This window comes from Streptomyces sp. NPDC060027 (genome assembly GCF_042737005.1).
GTDB lineage: Bacteria > Actinomycetota > Actinomycetes > Streptomycetales > Streptomycetaceae > Streptomyces.
On record NZ_JBHWVI010000272.1, the window covers coordinates 1 to 10,399 of the forward strand.

General features: G+C 72.5%; 8 protein-coding genes. All 8 read right to left on the bottom strand.

The features are described from left to right. Nucleotides 1-50 precede the first annotated feature (50 nt). A complete protein-coding gene (gene moeZ, locus ACFWBT_RS38160) occupies nucleotides 51-1,229 on the bottom strand; it encodes an adenylyltransferase/sulfurtransferase MoeZ (RefSeq protein WP_385707949.1) in 1,179 nt (392 codons plus the stop codon). A gap of 63 nt (nucleotides 1,230-1,292) precedes the next feature. Next, nucleotides 1,293-2,042 carry a spherulation-specific family 4 protein gene (locus ACFWBT_RS38165; RefSeq protein WP_385707952.1) on the bottom strand — a complete coding sequence of 250 codons (750 nt, stop codon included), beginning with the start codon at nucleotides 2,040-2,042 and terminating at the stop codon, nucleotides 1,293-1,295. Beyond that, nucleotides 2,030-2,992 (bottom strand): NAD-dependent epimerase/dehydratase family protein, encoded by a 963-nt coding sequence (locus tag ACFWBT_RS38170; protein ID WP_385707955.1) that lies wholly within the window; start codon nucleotides 2,990-2,992, stop codon nucleotides 2,030-2,032. Before ACFWBT_RS38170 ends, ACFWBT_RS38165 begins: the two co-directional genes overlap by 13 nt. Nucleotides 2,993-3,237: 245 nt before the next feature. Continuing rightward, complete coding sequence (locus tag ACFWBT_RS38175) at nucleotides 3,238-4,656, bottom strand: hypothetical protein (RefSeq protein WP_385707958.1); 1,419 nt, start codon at nucleotides 4,654-4,656, stop codon at nucleotides 3,238-3,240. Then, complete coding sequence (locus tag ACFWBT_RS38180; RefSeq protein WP_385707971.1) at nucleotides 4,653-6,395, bottom strand: DUF3492 domain-containing protein; 1,743 nt, start codon at nucleotides 6,393-6,395, stop codon at nucleotides 4,653-4,655. Before ACFWBT_RS38180 ends, ACFWBT_RS38175 begins: the two co-directional genes overlap by 4 nt. Nucleotides 6,396-6,608: 213 nt before the next feature. Further along, complete coding sequence (locus tag ACFWBT_RS38185) at nucleotides 6,609-8,378, bottom strand: dipeptide ABC transporter ATP-binding protein (protein WP_385707961.1); 1,770 nt, start codon at nucleotides 8,376-8,378, stop codon at nucleotides 6,609-6,611. Next, entirely contained in the window at nucleotides 8,375-9,373 is a 999-nt protein-coding gene (locus tag ACFWBT_RS38190) for an ABC transporter permease (RefSeq protein WP_385707964.1), read from the bottom strand. Before ACFWBT_RS38190 ends, ACFWBT_RS38185 begins: the two co-directional genes overlap by 4 nt. Further along, nucleotides 9,370-10,399: ABC transporter permease (locus ACFWBT_RS38195; protein ID WP_385707967.1), on the bottom strand; the 1,030-nt coding region annotated here is incomplete at its 5' end. The genes ACFWBT_RS38190 and ACFWBT_RS38195, both read right to left, overlap by 4 nt.

A 10,399-nucleotide genomic window follows, 5' to 3' on the forward strand; every position in this document is an offset into this window, starting at 1 on the left:
CACCTGGTTCGCGAAACCCCCGCCATCGGAAGAGCGGGCCGAGCAGTCGGTCAGTACACCGGCTTGTCGGGCTCGATCTGGTGGACCCAGCCGATCACACCGCCGCCGACGTGCACCGCGTCGGAGAAACCAGCGGACTTCAGGACGGCGAGGACCTCCGCGCTGCGGACACCCGTCTTGCAGTGCAGGACGATCTTCTTGTCCTGCGGCAGGGTCTCCAGGGCAGTGCCCATGAGGAACTCGTTCTTCGGGATCAGCTTGGCGCCGGGGATCGAGACGATCTCGTACTCGTTGATCTCGCGGACGTCGATGATCTCGATGTTCTCGCCGTCGTCGATCCACTCCTTGAGCTGCTTGGGAGTGATCGTCGAGCCGGCGGCCGCCTCCTGCGCCTCCTCGGACACGACGCCACAGAAGGCCTCGTAGTCGATGAGTTCGGTGACGGTCGGGTTCTCACCGCAGACCGCGCAGTTCGGGTCCTTGCGGACCTTCACCTGGCGGTACGTCATCTCCAGGGCGTCGTAGATCATCAGGCGGCCGACGAGCGGCTCACCGATGCCGGCGAGGAGCTTGATCGCCTCGTTCACCTGGATGGAGCCGATCGACGCGCACAGCACGCCGAGGACACCGCCCTCGGCGCAGGAGGGGACCATGCCCGGCGGCGGGGGCTCCGGGTAGAGGCAGCGGTAGCAGGGTCCGTGCTCGGACCAGAAGACGGAGGCCTGGCCGTCGAAGCGGTAGATCGAGCCCCACACGTACGGCTTGTTGAGCAAGACGCACGCGTCGTTGACCAGGTAGCGGGTCGCGAAGTTGTCCGTGCCGTCGACGATCAGGTCGTACTGGCTGAAGATGTCCATCACGTTCTCGGCCTCGAGCCGCTCTTCGTGAAGGACCACGTTCACGTACGGGTTGATGCCCAGTACGGAATCGCGCGCCGACGCGGCCTTGGAACGGCCGATGTCAGCCTGGCTGTGGATGATCTGGCGCTGCAGGTTCGACTCGTCGACCTCGTCGAACTCCACGATGCCGAGCGTGCCGACGCCCGCCGCGGCCAGGTACATCAGCGCCGGCGATCCGAGGCCGCCGGCGCCCACACACAGCACCTTGGCGTTCTTCAGCCGCTTCTGCCCGTCCATGCCCACATCGGGGATGATCAGGTGGCGGGAGTACCTGCGGACCTCGTCTACGGTGAGCTCAGAGGCTGGCTCGACCAGGGGTGGCAGCGACACGGGGACTCCGTTGGTCGGTCAATCACTACAGTTGTTCTCCCCGTAACACTGCCACGCCCTTCTTCATTCCGAGACACCCGTTCCGATCCGCGAGACGATCTCGTCCCAGTAGCCGGGCATCGTCTCCCAGGGGTCGGCCGTCCCTCCATGATCCGAGCGGTCGGTGAAGTAGATCGTCGAGGCGCCCTGCCAGCGGGCGATGCGCAGTGCCTCGTCCAGGTGCCCGCGCGGCACACCGTGCACGAAGTGGCAGAAGCGCTCCGGGGGATGGTCGGCGGTCCACTCGGCGACCTGCGACCAGCGGTAGTCGGTCCAGGAGCCCGAGAAGGTCACCAGTTGGTCGGCGTTCTCGGCGTATCCCGGGTGCGGGTGGGTGCCGTGGCCCAGCACGATGTGGGCACCGTCACGGAGCGCGCGGAGCGCGTCGACCGTGCGGCGGATCTCGGGAAGCGCGGCGCGCTCACCGGGGCAGCGGCCGAGGAGGAATCCGTCTGCCTGATACCAGTCGAGGTAGCGCTGCGCATCGGACATCACCTCGCCGAAGGTGCGTGCTCCGTAAGTGGTGTCCAGGAGACCCAGCACCCGGACACCCGCGTTGCGCAGCCGTCCCGAGGCCTCCAGGCAGCGCGGGTCGGGGCGTGCGCCGGGACCGTTGTCCACGTTCAGGACGACCCAGTGCAAGGGGGTGCCGGGGCGGGTGAGTTCGTCCCATTCCACGGACGCGACGAGGGGGTGCGCATAGCCGGGGATGCCGAAGCCGAGTCCCAGATCGGTGCTCGCGCTGCCGGTCGCGGTGCTGGTCAGATGCGACATGCCGCCTCCATCCAGATGTCCGCGAGGGATTCCTCGAGGTTGATCCGGGGCCGCCAGCCGAGCCGGTCGCGTGCGGTGCGCACATCGGCCTGCTGCCAGCTGCCGCAGCCGTCCGGGTAGGGGTACGCGACCGGGGCGGCGTGGTCGGGTTCGGGGCGGGGGTGACCGATGGACGCCCTCATGGACGGGCCGGGCGGGCCGTCGAGTTCGTGCAGGGTGCCGCTGTAGCCGGCCACGCGCGCGAGGACGGCTGCGGCGTCACGGAGGCGCACGGCACGGCCCGAACCGATGTTGATCACGCCCTGTGCGGCGGAGAGGGAGGCGGCGTGGACGGCGCGGGCGACATCACGGACGTCGATGAAATCGCGCTGGACGCCGAGACCGCCGAGCTTGAGCTCGCCGTCGCTGGCCTGCATGGCGCGGCGCAGTGCCTCGGCGAGCCGGCCGAGCGGGGATCCGGCGGGGGTGCCGGGTCCCGCGGGTGAGAAGACGCGGAGCACCACGGCGTCCAGGCCGGAGCCGAGGACGAGTTCGGTCGCGGCGAGTTTGCTCACGCCGTACGGGCCGCCCGGGCGCGGCACGGCGTCCTCCGCGGTGGAGGAACCGGGCTGGCTGGGCCCGTACTCGGCGCCGCAGCCGACCTGCACGAGCCGGGCCCCGCAGCCGCTGCGCCGCAGGGCCTCACAGACGGTGGCGACGGCGACGGTGTTGTGCCGGGTCAGTTCGCGGGCGCCGCCGCGGGTGGCGCCCGCGCAGTTGATGACGACTCCGGGGTGCACCGCGTCCAGGAAGCGGGTGAGCGCGCCGGGGCTGCCCGAGGCGAGGTCGAACCGTACGTCGGCGTCGTCGCCCCGGCCGAGCGCGGTGAGCTGCACGGCCGGGTCGGCCAGCAGTCTGTCGGCGACGAAGCGGCCGAGGTAACCGTTGGCTCCGATCAGCAGGACCCTCATCGGGCGGCTCCCGGGGCGGATTCTCCGGTTCGGGAGGTGATCATCTGACTGTCTCCTTCGGGGTGATGCCGTAGGTAGGGGAGAGGGCCCGCGGTGTCGGCCCCGCGGGAGAAGAGGGCCCGGATCCGGGAGGCTGTCCTGGACGCCGCGGAGGGCTCACGGCGGTGGGGGCGTCGTGGGCCGATTTCGGGCGGCCCCGGTCGAACGGGCCGTCCTGCTCGGTGCGTCGGGGCGCGGATCGCGGCTCATGGGGCCTCGCAGGACAGGGCGTGGGCCGAGGCGCGGGTCAGGGTGCGGGTCGCGTGGACCAGGAGGACGAGGGCGCCCGCCCCGCACGCCAGGGCCGGTACGGCGCCGGGTCCTCCCGCGCCGACGAGGCTGTCGACGGGAACGGCCAGGAACGAGCAGCCGGGCAGGCGGGCGGCGAAGACCGTGGCGAGGGCGGTGGCCTCCGCAGCCCCGGCAGCGGTGAGAGCGATGGCCGGGGCCAGGATGAAGCCGCGCGCGGTCAGCAGCCGCGCGAGCAGGAGCAGGGCGCCGAGCGCACCGGCTCCGGCGTAGCCGGGCGACTCGTCCAGTGCCGTCCCGCACAGCGCGAGCAGCCCGCCCAGTGCGCACAGGAACAGACCGAACGCTCCGAGGAGCAGGGGTCGTACGGCGGAGGCGAACTCCTCCAGGCCACGGCTGGCGTTCAGCCGGAGGCGGGCGCGGGCGACGAAGAGCTGGGCGCACCAGGCCGCCGGGGCGCAGGCCAGGGCGAGGGCCAGCACGGGCGCGACGGCCAGGGGCCAGGGGCCGTCCGGGCCGCCGTCGAGGCCGGCGCCCAGCAGTCCGTCACCGACGAGGGCATACGCGATGAGCCAGTACGTCCCTGCGCGGGTGGCGCTCGTCGTGCGGTGCCGGGTGCTCAGGGGACCTCGCCGGAGGGCGGCATGCAGGCCCAGCGTCATGGCCAGGGTGCCGAACGCGGCGACGGCGAGGCGCGGCTGCCCGTCGGTGAGCCGTACCCCGGCGACGACGGCCGCGCCGAGGGCGCCCGGCACCAGGGCGAGCGCCGCCCAGTAGGCGCGCGTGCCGGGGCGTCCCGGAGTCTCGGTGCGGGGCGTGGACTCCCCGTCACGCGGAACGCGCGCGTACATCTCCTCGGCCAGCGAGAAGACGTCCCGGTGCCGGAAGCGGGCGGCGGTCCGGTCGGTCACCCCGTGCGCCTCCAGTCCCGCCGCGATCTCCAGCGGGTCCACGGCCCGCTCGCAGAGCTCGCGGTGCCGGTGTATCAGCGCCTTCACGGGGTCCGCCGCGCCGCGGCGTCCGGCGGGCCCGCGCGCACCGGGCGAGCCGTCGGCGCGGTCGGCGCCTCCGGCAGCCGCACCGGGGCCGGGGCCGCCTCCGCCACCCGGGCCACGGAGTCGTTCGAGTCCGGTGTCGGGGCCCGGCCCGTCCGTCGTGAGGGAGTCACCCGCCAGATCCACCAGGTCCGTTCCGGTGCCGGCGGCAGTCCCCTCCCCCGCACCCGCGGCCCGTCCGTCCGTCTCCTCCGCCACCAGCCACGTCTCGGACCGCTCGTCCCAGACGCGGGAGCCCGTCGGTGTCGCGGGCCGGTCCGGTTCACCCGGGTCGTCGAGCCCGCTCAGGGCAGCACCGGGTCCGCCGCTGTCGATGGTCACGCGCCCTCCCCCACAGAAACGGCGACGGGCGCGGGCACCGTGGCGCGTACCGGCGCGCCCTCCGCCCAGCGCGGTCGGCCCGCGGTCATGAGGCGGGACTCGGTCCAGCGGCCGGGCACGTGGGCCTCGGCGGGGAGGCCGAAGGGCAACGGCTCCCCCTCGTCGTCCACCAGTACCCGACTCACCGGGGAGTGCGAGACGATCTCAAGGTAAATGCCGTGAAACGCCGTGATGTTCTGCTCGACGGTGAAGAGTTCGAGAGCGCGTGCCCGGGCGGCCGCGCCCAGACGCTCACGGCGCTCCGGGTCGCGCAGCAGGGCCAGGCACGCCTCCGCGAGCGCCCGCGGATTGCGCGGCGGCACCACCAGCCCTGTGCCGCCGATGACCTCGACGACCGCGCCCACATCCGTGGAGACGGTGGCCCGGCCGCAGAACATGGCCTCGACGAGGCTGATCGGGAAGCCCTCGACGACGCTGGAGAGGACGACCAGGGCTCCGGAGGCGTAGGCCTCCGCGAGGCTCGGGATCTCCGGGCCTCCGATCTCCTCGAAGGACACCGGGTTGTCGCCGACCGCGTGCACCCCCTCCGCCTCGTCGGGGAAGAGCTGCGCGGCCAGGGCCTTGCAGTGGGCCAGGTAGGTCGCGCCGTCCGGGCCGTCGGCGGGGGCGCCGACGATCCGCAAGCGGGTCTTCGGCTCCTCCTTGCGGATCTCGGCGAAGGAGTGCAGCAGGGAGATCAGATCCTTGGCCGGTTCGATGCGGCCGACCCACACCAGCGTGTCGGGGTCCGCGCACCGGCTGCCCTCCACGCCCTCCCCGACGTCCGCGAAGCGCTCGGCCTCCATGCCGGGGTAGACGGTGCGCAGCTTGGCGCGGTCGGCGCCGCAGCGCTCCTGCCAGCGGCGGGCGTGCGCGTTGCCGGGCGTGATGAGCGCGGCGGCGCGGTAGACCTCGGCGGTGAGCCCGCCGTGGAACGCGGCGAGCAGCGCCCGGACGGCGGGGGCCTCTTCGACGGTCGCGGCGGCCAGGTAGTGCGCCCGCAGCTGCACGCCGTACTCGGTGACCAGCAGGGGGACGCCGAAGAAGTGCCGGGTGAGGAGGCCGGGCAGGGCCGCGGTTCCGCCGGAGGCGGCGTGGCAGAGGTCGACCGAGCCGAGCCCGTCGTCCGTGTACCAGTCCAGTGAGAGGGGGCGCAGGGCGCGCTCGATGTGCGCGGCGACGGTGAGCAGATCGGGTACGCGCGCGGTGCGGGCCGTGCGGAGTGCGCCGGGCGCACGACAGGCGCGTTCCAGGGCACGCACGGCGCCTTCGGAGCGCAGAGCGCCGACCAGCCCGGCCTCGTCCCGGGCGAGTTCGGCCAGCCCGTACAGCGCGCTGGCGAAACGGTCCGCCACAACGCCGGCGGAAGCCGCCCCCTCCCCCGACACCTCCGCGCCTACGGCCTCCGGCCCCGCGCACACCGCCGCCGCCAGTTCCCCGTACGCCTCGGCGAACCGGCGCCGCGCCCGTCGCCCGTACACCAGCCCGTCGCTCTGCGCCGTCCACAGCGGTGCCGTGAGTACGCGGCCGACCTGGGGCGGCAGCCGGATCCAGCCCTCGTCCTCCTGGCGCTCGGTGCGGCTGAGCGCGTAGATGTCGAACTCGTGCTGCCCGAGCCCTCGTACGAGCCGGTCGCACCAGAGCCTGGCGTCACCGCTCACATACGGATAGCCACCCTCCGTCAGCAGTCCGATGCGCACGAGCACACCCCCGATCTCCCGTATGAGGAGCCGCCGTTGACCCGGCGGCTCGCAGCGGGACGAACGTATGCGGACAAGGCGGTGGTGCGACGGACGGTTGTCCATCGCACCACCAAAAGGGGTGAACGGCCGTAACTTTCCCGCGCAGACCGCGTTTTGTCGCGCTACGGAATCAAGCAGTCACGTTTCGCTGGGCTCGGGCCCTCGATCGGGTCACGCCAGGGACAGTTCCTGGCGTTGTGCCCGGCGCCGCGCCGCGACCGCCGGGTCGAGTGCCGGTACGGCGGCCAGCAGCTGCCGGGTGTACGGGTCCCGAGGGTTCTCGTACACCTCGTCGGCGGGACCGTACTCGACGATCCGGCCGCGCCGCATCACCGCGACCCGGTCGCTGACCTGGCGCACGACCGCGAGATCGTGCGCCACGAAGACCAGCGCGAGTCCGAGTTCCCGCTGCAACTCACCCAGCAGGGCGACCACGTGGGCCTGTGTGGTGACGTCGAGCGCGGAGACCGGCTCGTCGCACACGATGACGCGTGGCTCGGCGGCGAGCGCCCTCGCGATGCCGACCCGCTGGCGCTGTCCGCCGCTGAACTCGTGCGGGTAGCGGTCGTAATGCGCCCCTTCGAGCCCCACGCGCTCCAGCAGTTCCCGTACCCGCCCGCGGATGCGCTTCTCGTCCCTCCCCCGCTCTCGGCTTCGCTCGAGCGGGGAGACCCCCATCCCGCGCGCCCGCAGCGGATCGGCGATGGAATCGCCCACGCTGCGGCGGGGGTTGAGGGAGGACACCGGGTCCTGGAAGACCATCTGCACCGAGGGACGGACACCGGACCGTTCGCGTCCCTCGTGGCGGACCACACCGGCCGTGGGCTCCAGGAGCCCCACCAGCATCCTTCCCAGGGTCGTCTTCCCGCTGCCGCTCTCACCGACGATGCCGAGGGTCTCGCCCCGGCGGACGGTCAGCGACACATCGTCGACGGCCGCGAACCGCTGCTTCCCGCGCCCGAACTCCCGCCGGAGCCCGACCGCTTCGAGAACGACGTCGTCGTCCGAAGGAAGGCCCTCGACCGGACCAGCCCCCTCGGCCGCGTTCGTGCTCCCGCCGCGCCCGGCCGCGCGCGGTGTGTCCACGCGGGGGACGGCGCCGAGGAGTTCCCGGGTGTACGGCTCGCGGGGCGCGCCGAGGACGGCGTCGACCCGCCCGTGCTCGACCGCGCGTCCGTGACGCATCACCAGGATCTCGTCGACGCTCTCGGCCGCGACCCCGACGTCATGGGTGACCAGCAGCAGTCCCGTCCCGGTCTCCTGCCTCAGGGTGTGCAGGAGGTCGAGGATCTGGGCCTGGACGGTCACGTCGAGGGCCGTGGTCGGCTCGTCGGCGATCAGGAGTTCGGGTTCGCAGGCCAGGGCCATGGCGATGAGGGCGCGCTGGCGCATACCGCCGCTGAACTCGTGCGGGCGCGAACGGGACCGCCGTGCCGCGTCGGGGATGCCGACGCGGTCCAGTACCCGCACCGCACGCGCGCGGGCCGCTCGCCCGGACGCCTTGGTGTGCACCCGGTACACCTCGGCGATCTGGTCGCCGACCGCGTAGTACGGGTCGAGGGACGACAGCGGGTCCTGGAAGACCATGGCGGCCTTTCCGCCGCGCAGCCGACGCAGTTCGTCGTCGGATGCCCGCTGTACGTCCACACCGGCCACGCGGACCGTGCCGCCGACGTGCGCTCCGGTGCCCCGGTGCAGCGCCAACAGGGCGGATGCCACGGTGGACTTGCCCGAGCCGGACTCGCCGACCAGGCCCAGTGCGGCGCCCTTCTCCAGCCGGAAGGAGAGCCCGTCGACGGCCCGCAGACCCCCGAAGTCGACGACGAGATCGCTCACTTCGACCAGGGGAGCCGGCGAGGAGGTCGCCGCGGGGGCGGTGGAAAGGGGCGGTGAAGAGGCCCGTGACGGGGCGGTGGAAGGGGTCTTGGAGGAGTCGCTCATGCCAGCACCACCCGTCGGTCGGCCACCGCGTAGAGCACGTCCGCGACGGCGTTGGCGATAACCACGAAGAAGCCGATGACCAGGACCATGCCGACGACCACGGGAAGGTCGACGACGTTCACCGCGTGCACCAGCTCCTGGCCGATGCCGGGCAGTCCGAAGAGCGTTTCGGTGAGCACCGCGCCGCCGACCGCCGACCCGAAGGTGTTGGCGTTCAGCGCGATGATCGAGGCGAGCGCTCCCCGTACGGCGTGCCGTCCGATGATCGACCGCTCGCCGACGCCGTACGCCCGGAAGGTCCGGATGTGGTCCTCGGCCAGCGTCTCCAGCATCGAGGCCCTGGTCAGCCGGGCGAACGCGGCGGCTTCGACAAGGGCGAGCGAGAGCCAGGGGAGCAACAGGTTCCACGCCCACTGCTCGGGGTCGTCGGAGAAGTTCACGTACTGCGGGAAGGGCAGCAGTTGCAGCTGGCCGCAGACGACGATCATCAGGATCAGGCCGATGACGAAGACGGGTGTCGCCGTCCCGGCCAGCGTGATGCCGGTCAGCACCCGCTCGCTGAGCCGGCCGCGCCGCCACGCCGAGAGGACGCCGGTGCCGACGCCGAGCACGAGCCAGACGACCATCGCGCCGAACACCAGCGACAGGCTGACCGGCAGCTTCGTCAGGATCAGCTGGGTGACCTGCTGGTCGGTCTGGTACGACAGCCCGAGGCAGGGTGCCGAGCAGTGCTGGACGGAGGTGCCCGTCGAGTAGTCCTGGCCGACGAAGAGGCCCTCCAGGAAGTGCCAGTACCGCACGTACAACGGGTCTCCGAGATGCAACTGCTCGGCGACCTGGTGCACTTGGAGGGGTGAGCAGCGCGGGCCGCAGGTGATCTGGGCGACGTTGCCGGGTGTGGCGTAGAAGACGACGTAGATGATCACCGAGATGGCGAAGAGGGTGATCGCGGTGCCGAGGGCACGACGCAGGACGAAACCGCCGAAGCCGCTCATGCCTTGGCCTCCTCGGCCTCGGAGGACGGCGCACCCGGCCGGTCCGGACCCGTGCCCTGCCCGGGCAGGCCCACGCCCGCGCCGGCCTGGGACACGGCGGCTCCCGCGGCGGTCCCGGCCGCGTCCGCCTTGGCCTCGCCCCTGCGCCCGGTGCCGACGCGCAGACGTGAAGCCGCGCGCGGGTCGAGGGCGGTGCGCACCCCGTCGCCCAGGAGGGTGAGGGAGAGGACGGTGACGAACAGGGCGCCCGCGGGCAGCAGCAGGTACTGCGGCGCGGCCTGGTACCAGACGTCGGCGGCGGTCAGCATCTGTCCCCAGGACGGCGTCGGGGGCTTCACGCCGACGCCGAGGAACGACAGGGCTGCCTCGACACCGATGTTCATCGGCACGAGGAGCGCGGAGTACGTGATGAGCGGGGCGGCGAGGCCCGGCAGCAGCTCGCGTCGGGCGATGCGCCAGGTGCCCCAGCCACTGAGCCGCGCGGCGGCGACGTAGTCCAGCTGCTTGAGCGTGAGCGTCTGCGCGCGCACGATCTTCGCGAGGGTGCCCCAGGCGATCAGCCCGATGACGAGGGCGACCAGGACGGGACGAGGGAAGCTGCTGGGCACGATGGCCAGCAGCGCCAACGACATGATCATCAGTGGCATCGCGACGATGATCTCGGTGACGCGGCTCAGCAGTTGATCGACCCATCGGTTCCCGAGCGCGGCCGCCACGCCCACCACGACGGCGATGAGGACCTGCACCAGGGTCGCCGCGAGCGCGACGCCGAGGGAGACCCGGGCACCGTAGACGAGGCGTGCGAAGAGGTCGCGGCCGGTCTGGGGTTCGACGCCGAGCCAGTGGTCGGCGCCGATGCCGCCGAGCGGGCCCACGGGGACGCCGCCGCGCGCGGAGTCCACCAGCGAGGGGTGGTAGGTGGTGGGGTCCTGGCCCTCGATGGCCGTGAGCAGCGGTGCGGCGAGCGCGACCAGGACGAGCAGCGCGACGACGGCCGCCGCGACGAGGGCGGCGCGCTGCGCACGC

What these genes read in the sequence shown, in the direction of transcription:
- ACFWBT_RS38170 (WP_385707955.1), bottom strand. Translation starts at nt 2,992, where the DNA reads ATGAGGGTCCTGCTGATCGGAGCCAACGGTTACCTCGGCCGCTTCGTC.
- ACFWBT_RS38190 (WP_385707964.1), bottom strand. Translation starts at nt 9,373, where the DNA reads ATGAGCGGCTTCGGCGGTTTCGTCCTGCGTCGTGCCCTCGGCACCGCG.
- ACFWBT_RS38185 (WP_385707961.1), bottom strand. Translation starts at nt 8,378, where the DNA reads ATGAGCGACTCCTCCAAGACCCCTTCCACCGCCCCGTCACGGGCCTCT.
- ACFWBT_RS38165 (WP_385707952.1), bottom strand. Translation starts at nt 2,042, where the DNA reads ATGTCGCATCTGACCAGCACCGCGACCGGCAGCGCGAGCACCGATCTG.